This window comes from Acidiferrimicrobium sp. IK (genome assembly GCF_025499425.1).
GTDB lineage: Bacteria > Actinomycetota > Acidimicrobiia > Acidimicrobiales > Palsa-688 > Acidiferrimicrobium.
Genome location: NZ_JAIMCB010000011.1, coordinates 113,621 through 131,490, shown reverse-complemented (window position 1 = coordinate 131,490; position 17,870 = coordinate 113,621). Strand labels below are relative to the sequence as shown.

General features: G+C 69.7%; 17 protein-coding genes and 1 riboswitch. Of the genes, 5 read left to right on the top strand and 12 right to left on the bottom strand.

Annotated features, from left to right (window positions below; translation table 11 throughout):
* Positions 1-105 precede the first annotated feature (105 nt).
* The 5 genes from K6U06_RS17925 to K6U06_RS17905 all read right to left on the bottom strand — a co-directional run bounded on the left by K6U06_RS17925 (position 106) and on the right by K6U06_RS17905 (position 5,766).
* Entirely contained in the window at positions 106-873 is a 768-nt protein-coding gene (locus K6U06_RS17925) for an FAD:protein FMN transferase (protein ID WP_262323329.1), read from the bottom strand.
* Entirely contained in the window at positions 870-1,394 is a 525-nt protein-coding gene (locus tag K6U06_RS17920; protein WP_262323328.1) for an FMN-binding protein, read from the bottom strand. The genes K6U06_RS17925 and K6U06_RS17920 overlap by 4 nt, the downstream gene beginning before the upstream one ends.
* 8 nt (positions 1,395-1,402) lie before the next feature.
* Positions 1,403-2,773, bottom strand: coding sequence for a ferredoxin reductase family protein (locus tag K6U06_RS17915; RefSeq protein ID WP_262323327.1), 1,371 nt, complete (start codon positions 2,771-2,773; stop codon positions 1,403-1,405).
* A 77-nt stretch (positions 2,774-2,850) separates the two neighbouring features.
* On the bottom strand, positions 2,851-5,475 hold the full coding sequence (locus K6U06_RS17910) for an ATP-binding SpoIIE family protein phosphatase (RefSeq protein ID WP_262323326.1): 2,625 nt from the start codon (positions 5,473-5,475) through the stop codon (positions 2,851-2,853).
* Positions 5,476-5,571: 96 nt separating this feature from the next.
* The gene (locus tag K6U06_RS17905) at positions 5,572-5,766 is read right to left on the bottom strand and encodes a hypothetical protein (protein ID WP_262323325.1); all 195 of its coding nucleotides are present in this window, start codon (positions 5,764-5,766) and stop codon (positions 5,572-5,574) included.
* 98 nt (positions 5,767-5,864) lie between these two features.
* A riboswitch (Fluoride riboswitch) is annotated at positions 5,865-5,929 on the top strand.
* A 109-nt stretch (positions 5,930-6,038) separates the two neighbouring features.
* On the opposite strand from K6U06_RS17905, the gene crcB (K6U06_RS17900) reads away from it, so the two are divergent.
* A complete protein-coding gene (crcB, locus tag K6U06_RS17900; RefSeq protein WP_262323324.1) occupies positions 6,039-6,470 on the top strand; it encodes a fluoride efflux transporter CrcB in 432 nt (143 codons plus the stop codon).
* On the top strand, positions 6,467-6,841 hold the full coding sequence (gene crcB, locus K6U06_RS17895) for a fluoride efflux transporter CrcB (protein WP_262323323.1): 375 nt from the start codon (positions 6,467-6,469) through the stop codon (positions 6,839-6,841). Before crcB (K6U06_RS17900) ends, crcB (K6U06_RS17895) begins: the two co-directional genes overlap by 4 nt.
* Before the next feature lie 52 nt (positions 6,842-6,893).
* Here crcB (K6U06_RS17895) and K6U06_RS17890 read toward each other — a convergent pair whose 3' ends face one another.
* The 4 genes from K6U06_RS17890 to K6U06_RS17875 all read right to left on the bottom strand — a co-directional run bounded on the left by K6U06_RS17890 (position 6,894) and on the right by K6U06_RS17875 (position 10,506).
* Positions 6,894-7,430 (bottom strand): universal stress protein, encoded by a 537-nt coding sequence (locus K6U06_RS17890; RefSeq protein ID WP_262323322.1) that lies wholly within the window; start codon positions 7,428-7,430, stop codon positions 6,894-6,896.
* A 22-nt stretch (positions 7,431-7,452) separates the two neighbouring features.
* Positions 7,453-8,721: a phosphopyruvate hydratase gene (eno, locus tag K6U06_RS17885; RefSeq protein ID WP_262323321.1), complete on the bottom strand. Its 1,269-nt coding sequence runs from the start codon at positions 8,719-8,721 to the stop codon at positions 7,453-7,455.
* Between the two features lie 123 nt (positions 8,722-8,844).
* On the bottom strand, positions 8,845-9,840 hold the full coding sequence (locus tag K6U06_RS17880) for a GlxA family transcriptional regulator (RefSeq protein ID WP_262323320.1): 996 nt from the start codon (positions 9,838-9,840) through the stop codon (positions 8,845-8,847).
* A 399-nt stretch (positions 9,841-10,239) separates the two neighbouring features.
* On the bottom strand, positions 10,240-10,506 hold the full coding sequence (locus K6U06_RS17875; protein WP_262323319.1) for a hypothetical protein: 267 nt from the start codon (positions 10,504-10,506) through the stop codon (positions 10,240-10,242).
* 28 nt (positions 10,507-10,534) lie between these two features.
* On the opposite strand from K6U06_RS17875, the gene K6U06_RS17870 reads away from it, so the two are divergent.
* On the top strand, positions 10,535-10,678 hold the full coding sequence (locus tag K6U06_RS17870) for a hypothetical protein (protein ID WP_262323318.1): 144 nt from the start codon (positions 10,535-10,537) through the stop codon (positions 10,676-10,678).
* An 81-nt stretch (positions 10,679-10,759) separates the two neighbouring features.
* On the opposite strand, the gene K6U06_RS17865 is transcribed toward K6U06_RS17870, so the two are convergent.
* A complete protein-coding gene (locus K6U06_RS17865; protein WP_262323317.1) occupies positions 10,760-11,368 on the bottom strand; it encodes a hypothetical protein in 609 nt (202 codons plus the stop codon).
* 100 nt (positions 11,369-11,468) lie between these two features.
* Positions 11,469-12,896: a type I glutamate--ammonia ligase gene (gene glnA, locus K6U06_RS17860; protein ID WP_262323316.1), complete on the bottom strand. Its 1,428-nt coding sequence runs from the start codon at positions 12,894-12,896 to the stop codon at positions 11,469-11,471.
* Between the two features lie 202 nt (positions 12,897-13,098).
* Between glnA and K6U06_RS17855 the strand changes: the two genes are divergently transcribed.
* Positions 13,099-15,276, top strand: coding sequence for a glutamine synthetase III (locus K6U06_RS17855; RefSeq protein WP_262323315.1), 2,178 nt, complete (start codon positions 13,099-13,101; stop codon positions 15,274-15,276).
* Positions 15,277-15,405: 129 nt separating this feature from the next.
* Here the strand turns inward: K6U06_RS17855 and glnII are convergent, their stop codons facing one another.
* On the bottom strand, positions 15,406-16,410 hold the full coding sequence (gene glnII / locus K6U06_RS17850; protein ID WP_262323314.1) for a glutamine synthetase GlnII: 1,005 nt from the start codon (positions 16,408-16,410) through the stop codon (positions 15,406-15,408).
* A 113-nt stretch (positions 16,411-16,523) separates the two neighbouring features.
* On the opposite strand from glnII, the gene K6U06_RS17845 reads away from it, so the two are divergent.
* Positions 16,524-17,852 carry a glutamine synthetase family protein gene (locus tag K6U06_RS17845; RefSeq protein ID WP_262323313.1) on the top strand — a complete coding sequence of 443 codons (1,329 nt, stop codon included), beginning with the start codon at positions 16,524-16,526 and terminating at the stop codon, positions 17,850-17,852.
* The last annotated feature ends 18 nt before the right edge of the window (positions 17,853-17,870 follow it).

The window sequence follows — 17,870 nt, the reverse complement described above, 5'->3', positions numbered from 1 at the left end:
CGGGGATCGTGCCGTTGCTGGTGGCTGCCTGAGAGCAAGGGTGGAACGCCTCGTGTGCGGTGAGGGGCCGTCATCGCCGGCCCAGGAGCAAAAGACAGTGTTGGGTCACGCTTCTGGAACAAAAGGCATCCCCTCGGTGGCGACTTCCAAACCGTCCACACCGATCAGGTATGCCTCGTAGCCCGAAAGCGCAGAGAAGCGGTCGAACACGTCGGACCCACCGACGGCCAGTGCTGTCGCCAGGGCATCGGCGACGGCCAGGTCCGGCCCCACGACGGTAGCCGACGCTGCCCGTCGGCTCACGGCGCCCGTCGTAGGGTCCACCAGCTGGCCAGGGCGTTCGTAGTCACCGGAGGTGGCCACCGCGGCGGTCACCGCCACCACTGCGGCGAAGGCCACCGGCTGCCAGGGGTGGCGGATCCCGATCCGCCAGCCGCCTCCGCCCGGAGGGGTGCCAGCCGCGGCCAGGTCCCCGCCCGCGTTGACGAGGGCTGCGTCGACACCGCCGTCGACGAGGACGTCGAGGGCTCGTTGCGCCGCCCACCCCTTGACCATCCCGGTCGGGTCGACACCGCCGGGCATCGCCCACGGGTCGAACCACCCGCCGGTCAGGGTCCGCAGCTGGCGGCACCGCTCGAGGACGCCGACGACCTCGTCGGGGAGTTCGTCGGCGCTGAGCGTCCCGGCCCGGTAGCGGCTCATCGGGCTGTCCGGCTTCCAGGTGGAGAACATCCGGTCGTCGCGCTGCAGGCTGTCGCAGGCACGCTGCAGCAGGGTCCGGGTGTCGACCGAGGCCGGTGCGAACACGGTGAAGGACACCACGGTTCCCATCACCTCCTCGGCGTGGCGGGCGGGGACGACGACGGCGGTCACTTGATCCCCAGCTTGTCGAGGGCGGACTGCACCGAATCGACGTAGGCCTGGCTGGTGTAGGTCGCACCGGAAACGCCGTTGATGTTGGTCGTCTGGGCGGCCAGCACCTGCCGGCGCAACAGGGGGATGGCTTGGTGGTCGATGAACTCTGACTGGCCGGCTCCGCCGTCGTTGAGCCGGGTGACGATCAAGTCGGTGATGTGGTTGCCGGTGGCTTTGACCTCCACGGCCAGGTCGCCGTAGGGGTATTGCGTGTCGGCGCCGACGGCGCTGCGCACCGCCGGCGCGGTGGTCGCCGCCGTGCTCGGGGCCGTGCCTGGTGTCGTCGGCGGGCCCGACGCGGGGGCGCTCGATGCGGCGCTGGAGCCACCCCCACCCCCAGCGTTGGCGGCGGCCGCGGAGGAGGAGGAGGAGGAGGAGGAGGAGGAGGGGACCACCAGACGGGGGGGGTGGGTCGGGTAGGCCAGCACCCCGGCGACGCCGACGATGGTGCCTGCGATGACGAACGGTGCGCGGCGCATGGTGCCTCTCAGAACTCGAAGATCTCGCGATGGAGGGCGTCGGAGCCGACGCCGAGGTACCGGGCGGAGTGCTCAACCTGGTTGGCGAAGCCGTCGGGGCCGCAGACGAAGACGTCGCGGGTGGCCAAGTCCGGGATCAGCTTGTGCAGGTTGACAGGATCCAGTCGGTTGCGGGTCCGGGGTCCGACCATCTCGATGAGGCGCCCTCGGTGGTGAGCGACCAGGTCGGTGATCTCCTTGCGGAACAACAAGTCGCCGTCCTTCGACGCCCGCACGACGGTGATCACGTCGACGCCGGCGGGGATCTCCTCGAGCAGCGCCCTAACCGGCGTGATGCCGACTCCGGCGGCGAACAGCGCGACGCGGTTGTGGACCCGGTGGGCGTCGGTGAACACCCCGTACGGTCCCTCGATGGCCACCCTGGTCCCCGGTCGCAGCCTGGCGAGGATCGCGGTCGTGTCGCCGAGGGTCTTGATCGTGACCCGCATGTGGGTTCGCGTCGGTGCCGCGGACAGCGAGAAGGGGTGGGCGTGCCACCACAACCCGCGGGTCAGGAACCGCCAGGAGAAGAACTGCCCGCCGGCGGCCCCCAACTGGTCCAGGTCACGCCCGGTCAAGATGAGAGAGATGACTCCTTTGCCCTCCCGACGGACCTCCTGCACCTGCATCTGGTGGCGGGCGGTGCGTAGGACCGGCAGCCCTACTCGGGACACCAGCACGACGCCGGCGGTGGCCAGCCAGACGACGATCCATGCCGTCCGGGCCGTCTGGTGGCCGACGAACTCGCTCCCGTCGAAGATCTGATGGAGGAAGGAAAGGGCCACCGCCAGGTAGGTGTAGAGGTGAATGACCCACCACGTGTCGTACGCGATGCGCCTCCTGGCGATCCGGATCGACACCGCAGCGATCGCGAGAAGCATCAGCCACGAGGCGGTGGCCGCCACCATCCAGCTGTAGGAGCTGAGTAAGACGCCGGCTTGGTGCCAGGTTCCCGTCCGGGCGGACTGGGCGTAGCCGACCGTGGTCAAGAACGCGTGGGCGCTCAGCAACGCGAGCGGCCACGGGCTGAGGAGCCGGTGCCAGCGGAGCATCCGGTCGTGGCCGACCACCGACTCGATGGTCGGGATGCGCGCCGCCAGGAGGAGCATGATCAGCAGCAGCCACGTGCCGCCCATGGCGGTGATGTTTCCGAACAGGATGGCCGGGCCGCCGGGAGCCCGGTAGGCGGAGGCGGTCTCGTTGGCGATGGGAAGCGCCAACGCCGCGCCGAACCCGAGACCGGCGACGACCGCGGCGGCGTCCACCAGTTCCCGGCGGATGCGGGGCTGGAGAGGCGGGACGGGGGCCCGGCGCACTGGAGGGGGTGCAGCCACGGTCATGAGGAGAGTGTCGGCCACGCACCTGAAGCTTCAATGAACGCTCCCGGCGCGGGTCGTCCGAGGCGGGCGCAGGCCGCCTATGGCCGCCCCGGCCAGGGAGTGGCGGGCCGGCCGGCGGCCTGCTCACTGACCTGGTCAGCGAACCAGCGGCGGAACCGCCGGATCAGCGCCGGCGCCTCGAGGGTCAAAAGCTCACCGTCCTCGCAGAGCCGGTCGGCCTCGTCGAGACGGTCGGCCAGCTCCACCAGCGAGTCCCAGTGGGCCCGGGGGACCTCCAACCGCAGGTCCACCGTCTCCCGGCCCTCAGCGAGCGCGGCGTCGATCTGGTGTCGAAGCGACGACGTGACCGGCGCGAACTGGTCTCTGATCGCCTGGGCCAGGGCCTCCTCGTCGTAACTAGCAGCGTCGGGGTGGTCTCCCCCCCGAGGCGCAGCCGGCAGGAAGGTCATTTCCCTCAAAAGGGCGTCGTTGTGCTCGGCGGCGAGGAGGTACACCTCGACGGGAAGCGCCAAGACCCACACGTCGAAGGTGGAACCGCTCGATCCGCCGTCCGCCGGGGCGCTGTCCTCTAGGTCCGGCCACGACGACAGGTCCGGGACCGCCGGCAGTCCCGCGACCCGGAACTTCTCCGCCGGAGCGACTTCATCAGCGCCGGCGCGGCGGCGCTCGAGCGCGAACCGCACCGCCTTGCCTCCGCCGGCCACCTGCTCGACGCCCCACTCGTCGGCGAGGGTGGAGACCAGCCGGAAACCCCGGCCGGTCTCGGCCGTGGCCCCGTACCGCTTCATCACCGGCACGTCGGAGCTGCCGTCGATGACCTCCACCACGATCCGGTCCGGGCCGGTCTCGGCGGTGACGGCGATCGCGGTCTTGGCGTGGAGGACTGCGTTGGTCACCAACTCGGACACGATGAGCCGGGCGCTGTCGACCACCTCCGACGGCCATCCCTCCATACGGTCCGCGACCCACGACCGGGCGACACCGGCCGCGGTGTGGTCGCACGCCAGGTCGAGACGGTCGACGACCGGGGGGGCGCTCGTCGCTCCGGGCCGGCCCGACGGGACGGACATACTCGCCGATCCGGTCACCCTCGCCGATCCGGTCATCCTCGACGATTCGACGCGACCGTGGCCGACGACGACTTGCAACACCAGTGTGGCCACGTCGTCGCGCAGCGGCCCGGCGCTGCGTGCCTCCAACAGCGCGCTCAGCTCCTCGGCGCAGGCCGTGGGAGGCTGAGCCGACAGGGCCGCTGCCAGGCTGTCGATGGCGATCGACACGTCGCCACCGACAGTCTCGACGAGACCGTCGGTGAACAGCACGAGGGTGGCTCCGGGCGTCAGGACCAGGCGGCCGACCGGGCGACCCCCGACGTGAGGCGCGCCGATGATCGTCGAGGTGGCATCCGCCACCCGGTCCACCGATCCGTCTGGGCCGCGTAGAAGCGGCGGGAGGTGACCGGCGTTGGAGTAGCGCAAGCAGCGGCGCCCGGAGCCGTCGGGCGGGTCCAAGACGCCGTAGAAGATCGTGACGAGAGGCGCCACCTCGAGCACGTCGACCAGGTGCTGCAACCGGCCCAGGACCGACGCGGGGTCGTCGGTCTCGCAGCTGTAGGCCCGCAGGGCAGCGCGGATCTGCGCCATGGCCGCCGCGGCCTGCATGTCGTGGCCCATCACGTCACCGATCACGATCGCGACGCGGTCGTCAACGTCGCCGACCGGGAAGCAGTCGAACCAGTCGCCACCGATGCGCTGCTCGGCCGCGCCCGGTAGGTAGCGGGTGGCGATGGACAACCCGGGGATCGGTCGCAGCTCGGGCAGCAGGCTGCGCTGCAGGGTCTCGGCGACCGCTCGCTGCGTCCGGTAAAGCGCGAGGGCCGAGTCCCGGCGCCGGGTGGCCTGCTCGATGATGAACCCGATCAACGCGGCCATGAGCACGCCGAACGCTCCCACCAGCCACGGGGCGTCGGCGTTGAGCGCCCCGTTGAGCCGCGTGGCGGGCGCGACGGTGAGCAGCAGCCGGGCGGCGCCGATGTTGAGGTACCGGGCCTGGAGCGTCCCATGGAGGGGGAGGTGGGGGGCCGTGGACACCAGCGCCTGCGAGGGGTCCGCCCGGTCACCGGCGTAGAGCACCACGTCCAGCTCGTGGAACGGCGCCGTCGGCGTGTCCTTCGGCGGTTGCAGCGAACCCAGCTGGCTCTCGCGGTACACGACCATCCCTGCTGGCGCGGCGGGCGGCCCGAGCGCGACGCCGAAGCGACGCTCCGCGCCGACGTCGAGCACTGGGGTGGGCACTGGTTGCCCGCTCGCCAGCGCGGCGTCGAGCGACGGGACCCGGGCCCCGGTCACCACTTCCCCCGGGCGGAACCGTCCCCCGTAGGCGAGAACGACCCGGAAGCCGCCACCGGCGGGACGGAGCAAGGCGTATGAGACTCCGGCAGGACCGCTGCTAACCGCCCGCGCCGTGGTGGTGAACGGCCCGGCGGCGGCGTCGGTGACCCGGGCCACCTGGCCCAGGGTCTCCAATCCCACCGACAACTGCCCGATCGAGGTGTTCAAGACGACTGCGACCTCGCCGGTGCGTTCCCGCAGGACCCGGCGGGTCCCGCCCCGCACAACGCCACGGGTGAGGACGACCCCGCCGGCGGTGGCCACCAGCAGCAACACGACCACGAGCACGGTGGCTCGGTGCAGCGCGAACAAGCCCGGCCGTGTCCCGGGAGGCTCGCCTGACGGCACGGGGGTGACGGCTACAGGCCAGTTTTCCCCACCTGGTGGAACGGTCAAACTGTCAGGCGGTCACGACGGCTGAGCGTCGGCGGGCACCGGTTCTTGCTCTTGCGCTTGGAGCGGGGTCTGGTGCTGGCGGCGCCGGGAGTCCCGGGTCGCGCCGAGCGCAGCCCCGCCGAGCACCATCACCGCGATGGCCACGGCGCAGACCACAAACACCGTCAACACTTGCGCTCCCGCCGCCGCACCGGGGGGTTCACGCACAAATCGGATCGCACCCGTGCCAGTGAAGCAGACCAGCCCGCGCCGCCGGGGGAAGGCCACTGCGACGCTCGTGTGTGACCGCGCAAGCCGGCGGGTATGCTGCCGGCGGCGATGGAGCCCGCCTGAACCGCCCGTTTCGTGGGCTGATGGCCCCTACCGACATCCGCAGACTTGGGAGGGCGGTAGTGGGACGCGCGCAGCAGACGGCACACGTCGACGGGACAGCAAGATCGATGAGGCGCGGCGGCCCGCTTCACCGGGCGCCGACAGCGATGACCGTCGTCGTCGCTGGCGGTTTCCTCGGCGCGGCGGCCCGGGAAGCTGTCGAGCAAGCCCTCCCGACCGCCCGGGGCGGCTTCCCGGCGGCGACTTTCGCCATCAACGTGTGCGGCGCGTTCATCCTGGGGGCGCTCCTCGAGGCGCTGGTGCGTGCCGGGGACGACAGCGGGTGGCGCAGGCGGACCCGACTCATGGCAGGCACCGGCTTTTGCGGAGCGTTCACCACCTACAGCACCTTCGCCGTCGAGACCGTCCAGCTGGTGCGGGCCGGGCGTCTGGGCACCGCCATCCTCTACGGTCTGGCCACTGTCGTCACCGGCCTGCTCGCAACCACCGCCGGCATCGGCGTCGCTGGGTCTGGCCGCCGGCGCCGGGCGGCCCGGCTCCCGGTCGACCCCGACATCGACGTGGATGGCGCCAGGTGAGTCTCGCCGACATAGTTTGGGTCGGCCTCGCCGGCAGCCTTGGGGCACTGGCCCGCTTCACCCTCGACGGGGCCATCCGGGAACGGTTCGCGACGGTGCTGCCCGCCGGGACGGTATTCATCAACCTCACCGGGTCGTTCGTGCTCGGCGTCCTCACCGGCCTCGTCGTGTTCCACGTGGCTCCCGGCACGCTGACCCTCGTGGCGGGCACCGGCGTCTGCGGCGGCTACACGACTTTCTCCACGGCCAGTTTCGAGTCTGTCCGCCTCGCGCAGCAGGGCCGGTTGGGACCGGCTGCAGCCAACACCGCGATCACCCTCTTCGGGGCGATTGCCGCCGCCGCCTCGGGGCTCGCGCTGGCCTCGCTCTGACCGTAACCAGGACGGAGAAATCAGGCCGGGTGGTGCGGTCGTCTGGCGGAGGTCAGGTCCGTTCGCTGCTGACCAGCAGCACCGGGCGACGGCAACGGTCTAGCAACCGGCCTGACACTGCGGGCCCGGACATTCGTTGGAGCAGGTGCCGCCAGCCAGTGCTGCGGACGCCGACCACGATCATCAACGCGTCGCAGTGCTCGGCGGTCCGGGCCAGCGCCGCGGCAGGGTCGTCGCGCAACGCCACGTAGCTCCACCGGCCCGGGTAGTCGGCCAACGCATCGGAGACGGTGCGCCGCTCAGCCTCCAGGCTCAGGGTCGCCTGGCGTCCCCAGTCGTCGGCGTCGGGATCGACCGGGTAGTCGGCGAGGTCGACGGCGTGAACGACGTGGAGGTCGGCACCCAAGCGGCCGCCGAGGTCGGCCGCCGTGCCCAGCGCGGCGAGGCCGGCCGCCGAGCGGTCGAAGCCGACGACGACGGCGCTGCGTCCCGCCGGGGCGCGGCCCGCGACGTCCGGGCCGCCCCGCCCCAAGCGGACCCACTCCCCGCCCTCGAGCGGTCCCGGCAGAGAACTTCCACCCGCACCCATCAGAGTCTTGGCCGCCGGTTCGTCATGCGGGCACCCCGAACGGGGCCCCCGGCGCTTCGGCGGCGATGGCCAGGAGCCGGTTGTACTTCGCGACGCGCTCGCCTCGCGCCGGCGCCCCGGACTTGATCTGCCCGCAGCCGGCAGCGACCGACAGGTCGGCTATGAACGAATCGGTGGTCTCGCCGGAGCGGTGCGACACCTGCTGCGGGTAACCGGCTTTGCGGCAGACGTCGATGGCCTGCAGCGTCTCGGTGACGGTGCCGACCTGGTTGAGCTTGATCAGCGCGGCGTTCGCGACGCGGCGTTCGACGGCAGTCGCGATGATCGCCGGGTTGGTCACGAAGATGTCGTCACCGACGAGCTGGACCCGGTCGCCGATGCGGGCGGTGAGCTTCGCCCATCCATCCCAGTCGTCTTCGGCCAGGCCGTCCTCGATCGACCAGATCGGGAAGCGATCCACCAAAGCGGCGTACCTGTCGATCATCTCGTCGGTGCTGAGCAGGGTCCCCTGGGCGTAACGGTACCGGCCGCCGGCTTCCCGGAACTCCGACGACGCGGGGTCCAGCGCGATGGCCACCCCGTCCCGGCCGGGTTGGTAGCCGGCGTCGGCGATCGCGGCGACGAGAACCTCCAGAACCTCCTCTGGGGTCGCCAGGTCCGGCGCGAAACCGCCTTCGTCGCCCAGCCCGGTCGGCTGGCCGGCGCCGGCCAGGCGGGCCCGGATCGCCTGGTAGACCTCGGCGCCGGCCCGCAGCGCGTCGGCGAAGGTCGTCGCCCCGAGAGGGGCCAGCATGAACTCTTGGAACTCCAGTCGGTTCGGGGCGTGGGCGCCGCCGTTGACCACGTTGAAGTGCGGGACCGGCAGCCGGGGCCCGTCGCCTGGCAGCCATCGGTAGAGCGCTACCCCGTCGGAGGCCGCCATCGCGCGGGCCGCCGCCATCGACACACCGACGATCGAGTTGGCGCCGAGCCGGGACTTGGTCTCGGTTCCGTCCAGCTCGCGCATCGCCGCGTCGAGCTCGTCGAGCCCGGCCCAAGTCCGCCCGAGGACCAGTTTCGCCAGCTCCGTACGGACGTGGCTGACGGCGCCGAGCACCCCCGCGCCGCGGAAGCGAGCCGGGTCGCCGTCACGCAGTTCTACCGCCTCCCTGGTACCCGTTGAGGCCCCCGACGGCACGCCGGCGCGCCCTGGCGCCCCGTCCGTCATCTGGACGGTCACCTCCAGCGTGGGGCGCCCCCGCGAGTCGAGGATCTCCATTGCGTCAACGCGTTCGAACCGGTAGGAAGCCACCCTCCGAGCGTTGCCCGCGACGACCCGCAGCGGCTAGGGCCAAAGGGCACAGCGCGACGGTCGAGCCGCCCGCGGCGGGGGCAGGCTGCGACACGGCGGCGGCCGGGCTGCGCCCAGCGGCGCCTACGCCGCCGACTCGTGGCGGAAGGTCCGGCGGTACGCGGCTGGGGACACGCCGAGCTCTGAGCGGAAGTGAACCCGCAGGTTGGTGGCGGTGCCGAGGCCGCAGCGGTCAGCGATGCGCTCCACGGGGAGGTCGGTGGTCTCGAGCAGACGCTGGGCCAGGAGCACCCGCTGGCGGCAGAGCCACCGGTGGGGGGTCGTCCCGGTCGCGTCGGAGAAGCGGCGGGCGAACGTCCGAGCGCTCATCGCGGCGCGCCGGGCCAGCAGCTGCACGCTGATGTCCTCGTCGAGATGCTCCTCGGCCCAGGCCAGCACCTCGGAGAACGAGTCGGCGTCGTGGTCGGCTGGGAGCGGCGTCGCCACGTACTGGGCCTGCCCTCCTTCTCGGTGGGGCGGCACGACGAGGTTGCGGGCGACGGAGTTGGCGATGGCGGCGCCGTAGTCGGCTCGGACCATGTGCAGGCAAAGGTCGATGGACGCGGCCGAGCCGGCCGAGGTGAGAACGCCGCCCGTGTCGACGTAGAGGACCTTCGGGTCGACGTCGACAGCCGGGAACCTGGTAGCCATCTCGGGCGCGTGAAGCCAGTGGGTGGTCGCCCGGCGGCCGTCGAGGACGCCCGCCTCGGCCAGCAAGAAGGCGCCGGTGCACAGCGACGCGAGCCGAGCCCCGCGGCGGTGGGCGTCCGCGATGGCCTCGATGAGTCGGCGATCGACCGACCCTCCGGCCGGGCCGACGATGGGAGGCACGAGCACGGTGTGCGCCGACGCCGCGTCGGCCAACGTGCCGGTGGCATGAACCGAAAAACCGACCTGGGTGGTCACCGGTCCGGGGTCGGCGGCGCAGATCGCCAGGCTGTACCACGGCACGCCGAGATGCGAGCGGTCGTAGCCGAACACCTCGCAGGCCACCGCGAACTCGAACGGCGACAGACCGTCCCCGATGAGCATGGCCACCGAGATCGGCGCCCCCGACGCGATGGCACGTCCCTTTCGCATAACGGCAATCCTGCCACTGTTCGGATGGGCCGGCAAGGCTGACACTGACGTCATGCAAGCGTATTTCGGCAGCCGTTACGTCCAAGACCGCGAGGATGAGTTCCGCCGTCGCGCCGACACCTACCGCATGCTCGCCGAGGTTCGCTCCGGAGAGCCCCGTTGGCGGCGGGTCCTGTCGGCGAAGTTCGGACGGCCGGTTCCGCTACCGCGCACCGTCCGCCCGTGGGGCCGGCACGCGCGGCGGCCGGCCGGGAGCGCGACGCGGTAGCTCAGGCGCCAGCCGGGGCGGGTGGCCGGGACCTGACAGACTCTCCGCCTCCCAGGGAAAAGAGCGGACGGCGATGGATTCGATGGCCCTTGGCGCAGCCCGGCACAGACCCCTTACCGCTCACGCGTCTGTCAAGCCGGCTTGGTCCTCTCCGTCGTGATCTGGACCGGAAGGTTGAAAGCCGGCGTCCTCGCACTGACAGTTCTCGCCTTGGCCGACGTCGGAGTGGGCGCTTGGAAGTTGAACCGGCCGTCTTCGGGAGCTCCGTCGACCCCGGCGAGCACCACGGTCCCCGTCAATGCCCACCCGGCAATCACCTCGTCGGGGACCAACCTGCCGGCAACCGCACCCTCGAGCACCGATGCGCCCACCGCGCCGCCGGCGACGACTCCGGCCACATCCCCCGCAGCCGTTTCCCCAGTGGAAGTGCCGCTCACCTCGCCCGCCGGCAACCTCTACAAGGCCGGCCAGTTCTGTCCGGGCGCCGACCTCAATGTGACTACGACGGGGTCCGACGGGGCCATCACCTGCGAGGTCGTCACCGGGCGGGATCGGTGGGTCAACGGTTGAGGCTGACTGACCCCGCGCGAGTCGTCGCCCAGCCCGGAGGGCGCGCCCCATGGAACGTTCCGCCCAGCGCGACGTCTCGGGTCAGGTGGATCGGTCTTGCATTTCCCAGGCGTGGTCCAGGACGTGCCAGGCGAGCCGCCGGATGCCGTAGCGCACCGGCCAGGCGCTGTCGGGTGGCGCGGTCCTAAGCCCGGCCAGGATCGTCGTCCGCTGCTGGGGCCATGGAGTACGAGGCGGGACCCGACCACCGAGCTTTGCGGCGTAGGACCGCTCGGCCTCCTGGACGTGGCGCAGCATGGCGTCCGTGTCGCGGCCGCCACCGCGCTGCCCTTTGCGAAGCTCAGCGGGCGACGCGGCACCCACCGCGTCGAGGTAGTCCCATGACGCCTCGAGCAGCTCCAGCTGGCGGGTGAGCTCCTTGGCTGCGAGCGGCTCGCTGTCCCATGGCCCGACCGCACCCAATGCTCCGAAGTCGGCCATGCCGCCACGGGTCGCCAACCGCCCGACCACCTCGACCGGTCCGGTCGACACCACTCGCCCCACCGCCTTCGCGTACCGCTCGGCGTAGTCCAACAGGGTGTCGATGGCCGCTTCGTCTCCCTTGCCCCTCCGCGCCCAGCCTGGCCAGTCCAGCGCGCTGGCAAAGACCCATCGGGTACCGGCTTCGAGGTATATCCGAAGAGATTCCATCGCCCATACCGTACGCAGGCGGGACGCCGCCATTGTCGGCAAATGTCCCGGCCTCCACCTCCGCTGGTTCGCTCCTCCTCGACTGGAGGCGCAAGGGAGGCTAGATGTCGTAGTAGAGCATGAACTCCCAGGGGTGAGGTCGGAGGCGGACGGGATCGATCTCGTGCGTCCGTTTGTAGGCGATCCACGTCTCGATGAGGTCGTCGGTGAACACGCCGCCGGCACGGAGGAAGTCGTTGTCGGCCTCCAGCGCCTCGAGGGACGCGTCGAGGGAGGAGGGGACGGTGGGCACCCTGGCCAGCTCGGCCGGCGGCAGGTCGTAGAGGTCCTTGTCCATCGGGTCCGGTGGTTCGATCTTGTTGGCCACGCCGTCGAGTCCGGCCATAAGGATGGCGGAGAATGCCAGGTACGGGTTGGCCGACGGGTCCGGGCAGCGGAACTCGACCCGCTTGGCCCGTGGGCTGGTCGAGTACAGCGGGATGCGGCACGCGGCTGACCGGTTGCGCTGCGAGTACACGAGGTTGACGGGCGCCTCGTAGCCGGGCACCAGTCGCTTGTAGCTGTTGGTGGTCGGGGCGGCGAACGCCAGGACCGCTGGCGCGTGAGCCAGCAGCCCTCCTATGTACCACCGGCCGATGTCGGAAAGGCCGGCGTACCCGAGCTCGCTGTAGAAGAGCGGCTCGCCGCCCTTCCAGAGCGACGAGTGAACGTGCATGCCCGACCCGTTGTCGGCGAAGAGCGGCTTGGGCATGAACGTCGCGGTCAGGTTGTTGCGGCGAGCCACGCTCTTGACGACGTACTTGTAGAGCATGAGCTTGTCGGCCATCGCCGCCATCGTGTCGAAGCGCATGTCGATCTCCGCCTGGCCGGCGGTGCCCACCTCGTGGTGCTGGATCTCGACCTCGATGCCGAGGCGCTCCATCTCCAGCACCATCTCCGAACGTAGATCCTGGAAATGGTCCATGGGCGGGACGGGGAAGTATCCCTCCTTGTAACGGGGCTTGAACCCCAAGTTGGGCTTCTCGTCGGCGCCGGAGTTCCAGATTCCCTCTACCGAATCGATGGCGTAGAAGCCTTGGTGGGAGTCCTGGGCGAAGCGGATGTCGTTGAAAACAAAAAACTCCGCTTCCGGCCCGAAATAGGCGGTGTCGGCGATGCCGGTGGAGACCAGGTAGTCCTCGGCCTTCCTGGCGACGTAGCGAGGATCACGGCTGTAGGACTCGCCAGAGACGGGGTCTTTCACCCAGCAGTTCAAGTTGAGGGTCCGATGGGTCCGGAACGGGTCGATTACTGCGGTGTTTGGATCGGGGACGAGGAGCATGTCGGACTCCTGGATCTCCTGGAACCCCCGAATCGAAGACCCGTCGAAGCCAGAACCCTCGTCGAAGGTGTCGAGGGTCAGCTCGTGCGCGGGCATCGAGAAGTGCTGCATGAGCCCCGGAAGGTCGCAGAAGCGGAAGTCCACGATCTCGATCTGCTCCTGCTCGACGAGTGCCAGCACCTCTTCGGGGGTGCGCCTGATGACCATCGTTCTCCCTTGTGTCCCGTGCGGCCGACCTGCACGGAGTCTTGCAGAGCCCACCGGCCGGTTTGCACCCTGCGGGGAGCGGCGTTCACCCGTCGGATAAAGTCCGGTGGCACGATCCCTGTACGGTCGGCTGCGCCGAAGGGCGCTTCACCTGATCCGGAGACCCCCGAGGGACGTAGGCACGACCCTTGAGGAGCCATCCGTGAGTGGAAGCAACGCCCGCCTCCAAGCCATCGGCGCGGTCAGGAACCACGTCGCTGTGACGTCCGTAGGAGGCCGCGGCGGTCCTCCGGGGGAGGTGTTCGGCCAGAACGTCTTCACCGTCGCGGTGATGAAGGAACGCCTCCCCAAGCAGGTGTTCAAGAAGCTGATGGGCACCATCGAGCACTCCGAGCCGCTCGATCCGACCGTCGCCGACGTGGTCGCGGCGGCCATGAAGGCTTGGGCCATGGAGAAGGGCGCTACCCACTACGCCCACGTCTTCTACCCGCTCACCGGCCTCACCGCCGAGAAGCACGACAGCTTCCTCGAGCCCGGAGAGGACGGCTCCTCCATCGCCGAGTTCGCCGGCAAGACCCTGATCCAGGGCGAGCCGGACGCTTCCAGCTTTCCCAACGGCGGGATGCGCTCGACGTTCGAGGCCCGTGGTTACACCGGGTGGGACGTCACCAGCCCGGCGTACATCCTCGAGAACCCCAACGGCAACACCCTTTGCATCCCGACGGTGTTCGTGTCGATGACCGGCGAAGCCCTCGACCACAAGACCCCCCTGCTTCGTTCGCAGCAGGCCATGGCCGCCCAGGCGGAGAGGGTGCTGAAGCTCTTCGGGCACGACAAGCCGGCCGCGGTGGTGTCCTTCGCCGGCGCCGAGCAGGAGTACTTCCTGATCGACCGCAGCTTCTTCCTGGCCCGCCCCGACCTGCTCAACGCCGGCCGCACCCTTTTTGGCGCCAACCCCCCGAAGGGCCAGGAGTTCGAAGACCACTACTTCGGGACCATCCCCGAGAGGGTGCTGGCGTTCATGCTCGACGCCGAGCAGGAGCTGTTCAAGCTCGGGATCCCCGCCAAGACTCGCCACAACGAGGTGGCCCCAGGGCAGTTCGAGATCGCCCCGATGTTCGAACGGGCCAACGTCGCAGCCGACCATCAGCAGCTCTTGATGGTCATCATGAAGCGGGTTGCCCAGAAGCACGGCATGGAGTGCCTCTTCCACGAAAAGCCTTTCGAGGGCATCAACGGCTCCGGCAAACACATCAATTTCTCCGTCGGCAACTCCACAGAAGGCAACCTCCTCCTGCCCGGTGACACGCCGCACGACAACGCGCAGTTCTTGATCTTCTGCGCGGCGGTCATCCGCGCGGTTCACAAGTTTGGCGGGCTGTTGCGGGCATCGGTGGCCTCCGCCAGCAACGACCACCGCCTGGGCGCCAACGAGGCACCGCCGGCGATCATCTCGATCTTCCTCGGGGATCAGCTGGCCGACGTCTTCGACCAGATCGCCAAGGGCGGCGCAACCATGTCGAAGGCCAAGGGCCACCTGCAGCTCGGCGTGGACACCCTCCCAGTGCTGCCCTCCGATCCCGGGGACCGCAACCGCACCAGTCCGTTCGCGTTCACCGGCAACCGTTTCGAGTTCCGGGCGCCCGGATCGCTGCAGTCGATCGCGGGTCCGATGATCACCATCAACACGATCCTGGCCGATTCCCTCGACAGCCTGGCCAGCGAGCTCGAGACCCTCGTCGGTGACGGCTTGGACCTCGACGCCGCGGTCCAGAAGGTGCTGGCCGGGGTCATCACCGCCCACGGGGCCGTCGTGTTCAACGGTGACGGCTACTCCGAGGAGTGGCAGGAAGAGGCGGCGGTCCGCGGCCTGCCCAACCTGCGCACCACGGTGGACGCCGTCCCGCAGCTGATCACTCCCGACGCCATCGAGCTGTTCAGCAAGTACGGCGTGTTCAACGAACGCGAAATGCACGGGCGCTACGAGGTGGCCCTTGAGCACTACGTGCGCAGCGTCGACGTCGAGGCGCACTCCACGCTGGAGATGGCCACCACCTCGATCATGCCCGCCGCCCTCCGGTACCAGACGGAGCTGGCCACCAACCTGAGCAGTCTGAAAGCCATCGGGGTCGAGATCGACACGTCGACCCTCGACGAGGTGTCCGCGGCGATCTCCGCGCTGCGGGCCGGGATCCTGGTGCTGCGCAACGGCCTGGCCGACGAGCCGGGGCCCTCGGCGCTCGACGAGGCGACGCACTCGCGCGACGTGCTCATCCCCGCCATCAGCGCGCTGCGAAGCGCCGGCGACGCGTTGGAGAGCCTGGTGGCCGACGACTTGTGGCCGTTGCCCACCTACCAGGAGATGCTCTACATCCTGTAGCCCGCGCCGCCGAGAGCCACCACGCTGAAGGCCGCGGACTCGTGTTGATCTGGCCGGAGATTCTCGGCGCAGATCAACACGAGTCGAGGCCACCCAGCTCGGCTGGGCCGGCTCGCCCAGCCGGTTCGGCTACGCCAGCGCCTCGCAGCAGGTGCTGACCATCAGGCGAGTGACGACGTAGGGGTCCATGTTGGCGTTGGGCCGGCGGTCCTCCAGGTAGCCCTTGCCGTCGACCTCGACTTGCCACGGGATGCGCACCGACGCGCCCCGGTCGGACACGCCGTAGGAGAACTGGTCCCACGGAGCGGTCTCGTGCTGGCCGGTCAGGCGGTCCTCGATCCCGTGGCCGTAGTTGGCGACGTGCTCGTCGGCCTTCTTGCCGAGGGCCTCGGCGGCCTTGACCACCGCGTCGTAGGAGCTGCGCATGGCGCGAGTCGAGAAGTTGGTGTGGGCGCCGGCGCCGTTCCAGTCGCCGCGGACCGGCTTGGGGTCGAGGGTGATCGATATCCCGAAGTCCTCGCCGATGCGATGCAGCAGCCAGCGGGCGACCCACATGTGGTCGGAGACCTCGAGGGGACCGAGCGGGCCGATCTGGAACTCCCACTGCCCGGGCATGACCTCTGCGTTGATGCCGGAGATCCCGAGACCGGCCTGGATGCAGGCCTCCAGGTGGGCTTCGACGAGCGGGCGGCCGTAGATGTCGTCGCTGCCGACGCCGCAGTAGTACGGGCCCTGGGGGCCGGGGTAGCCGCCGCTGTCGGGGAAGCCGAGCGGACGGCTGCCCTTGAACATCGTGTACTCCTGCTCGATGCCAAACAGCGGCTCCTGGCTGGCGTACTTCTCCGCCACCTCCGCCAGCTGCGCCCGGGTGTTGGTCTTGTGCGGGGTCATGTCCGTGTAGAGGACCTCGCTGAGGACCAGCAGATGGTCACCGCCCCGGATCGGGTCGGGGCAGGAGAACACCGGCTTGAGCACGCAGTCGGACGCCTTGCCCGGAGCCTGGTTGGTGCTCGAGCCGTCGAACCCCCAGATCGGGAGTTCGGTCGGGACCGAGTCGAGGATCTTCGTCTTGGAGCGAAGCAGCGGGGTGGGCTCCGTGCCGTCGATCCAGATGTATTCGGCCTTGATCGTCATGAGTTCCAGAGTGTCGCGCGTCTTGTGTCGGAGTCGTCTCCGCAAGATGAACGCTGTGTGACATTGCAGGCCCCGGGTCTGGGCTAGCCGCGCCAGGCCCTAACGTCTGCGGCATGGAGCGCCAACAGGACTATGTCCTGCGCACGGTGGAGGAGCGGGGAATCCGCTTCATCCAGTTGTGGTTCACCGACGTCCTCGGTGTGCCGAAGACCTTCAACATCACGCCCGCGGAGCTCGAAAACGCCCTCGAGGAGGGCATGACGTTCGACGGCTCAGCCATCGACGGGTTCAGCCGGGTGCAGGAGAGCGACGTCCTGGCCTTCCCCGACCCGAAGACCTTCCAGCTCCTCCCCTACCTGGGCGACGAGGCGCCGGTGGCCCGGGTGGTCTGTGACGTGCTCAACCTGGACGGCAGCCCGTTCGAGGGCGACCCCCGCCACGTGCTGCGTCGGACCCTCGAGCGGGCCCGCAGCCTGGGCTTCTCCTTCTACGTGGCCCCGGAGCTGGAGTACTTCTACTTCGAGGAGGCGTCCGGGGCTCCCCTGGTCCCCCTCGACCGAGGCTCCTACTTCGACCTGACCACCAACGACTTGTCGACCGAGCTGCGCCAGCTGACGGTGCTGACCCTGGAAGAGATGGGGATACCCGTCGAGTACTCCCAGCACGAGGACTCCCCGGGCCAGCACGAGATCGACCTGCGCTACACCGACGCCATGACCATGGCAGACACCGTCATGACCGTCCGCATGGTGGTCAAGGAGGTGGCCGCCCAGCGGGGGGTCCACGCCACGTTCATGCCCAAGCCGCTCGGCGGGGTCCAAGGCTCGGGGATGCACACCCACGTGTCGCTCTTCGACGGCGACACCAACGCCTTCTACGACGACAGCGACGCCTACCACCTCTCGGACGTGGCCCGCCGGTTCATCGCCGGCGTCTTGCGCCACGCCCGGGAGACGTCCCTGGTCACCAACCAGTGGATCAACTCCTACAAGCGCCTGATCGTCGGGTACGAGGCGCCGGTGTACATCTCGTGGGCCCGGAACAATCGCTCGGCGCTGGTCCGGGTCCCTCCCACCAAGAAGGGGAAGTCCGACTCGACCCGCATCGAGTACCGGGCGCCGGACTGCGCGTGCAACCCGTACCTCGCCTTCGCGGCGATCCTCGGCGCCGGCCTGACCGGCATCGAGCAGGGCTACGAGCTGCCGCCGGAGGCGTCGGCGAACCTTTACGAGCTGACCCCCGAGCAGCGGATGGCCGAAGGCATCGGAGCGCTGCCAGGATCGCTGGGGGAGGCGGTGGAGATGATGGAGCGCTCCGAGCTGATGGCCACCACCCTCGGCGAGCATGTCTTCGAGTGGTTCACCCGCAACAAGCGAGCAGAGTGGGCCGACTACAAGGCGGAAGTGACCCCGTTCGAGCTGCAGCGCTACCTTTCCCTCTAAGTTGACGACGACCCGGGG